Here is a 1,098-nt window from a genome sequence, read left to right as displayed (position 1 = left end):
CTGGCATTCTGTTACAACCGAACCATTGGCTCCAACGGATTCTTCAAGATTGGCTGCATATCCCCGGCGCTCTTTTCCTGCTTTGCTCCGAAAAGCCGCTTCGGGATCGGAGGGATTCTGCATCATGGATGATTTCATGCCGCCGTCTTCTTTTGTGCGGAGCCTGCGGTTTTCATTTTCAACAATGGTCTGCTCTGACAGGCGTCTGACAAACAGATCATACTCTGTTGAATCATTGTAACCAGACTCACACAAGGCAGCAAGTTTATCTGCATCCGTTAAGAGCTGCTTCATGCGCTCATCTGCATCGGCACTGCGCTGATGATAAATCACTCTGTTAAAATCGTCAGGATTGATATAGTGTTTTAAATCGTCAGACAGAGCGGAAGCATTGATTTTATCCACATACGCCGCCAGCTTTGCGATGCAGGCGCATATCAGTTCCATCCGGCTGAGTTTGCGGATGTTGGATTCAATCATCCTGGAATCCATGCGTCTGACTTTACCGCTGATCCCCATCAGTTTTGCAATGGAAGCGCTTAAATCCTTCACACAATCGTGGTAGAGATCCTTGTTGTGTAGGGTTTCATAATCATAACACCGCTTACGGAAACGGCTTAAGGTCTTGTCACTCAAAGGCTGTTCTTCAAAACTTGTTGTATGCAATGCGTACTGAATCCGAAAATCCAGCATAAGATTTTCAACCATTTCATCATCGGAATAATCAAAAAGTTCTTTGATAATGAGTGCGCCAACAATCACATTGACCGGAGAATTCGGTCTGGATGCCTTATCACTGTATAAGACAGAAAAACGCTTTTCATCAATGGCAGGAAATATTTCATCGGCAAATACTTTTGCCCATGATTTTTCCAGCGCTTTTTGTTCTCTGGCGGTTAATCCGGAAAAGCTGTCTGTAAACGACATTTGCTGGTAAGCGTTTTCTTTGAATGACATAGAGATTGCCTTCTTTCCCAAGCTACACTGTAGCTTTGACGCCTCTATTATACAGCAAATAAACTATTTAGGCTTGTATTTACTACAAAATATATGAACTTTTCAAGGTACTATAGCGGGGCTTTTGACCCCAACATCATA

1 protein-coding gene is annotated in these 1,098 nt (G+C 43.4%); it reads right to left on the bottom strand.

Features of this window, described 5'->3' with window-relative positions:
• The coding region (locus tag E5329_RS29135; protein WP_275443891.1) for a transposase at window positions 1-957 on the bottom strand (957 nt) is incomplete at its 3' end.
• Window positions 958-1,098 lie beyond the last annotated feature (141 nt).

The organism is Petralouisia muris, assembly GCF_004793545.1.
GTDB classification, from domain to species: Bacteria; Bacillota; Clostridia; order Lachnospirales; family Lachnospiraceae; genus Petralouisia; species Petralouisia muris.
Note: the sequence above shows the minus strand (reverse complement) of the source record. Positions and strands in the feature narration are given on the sequence as shown.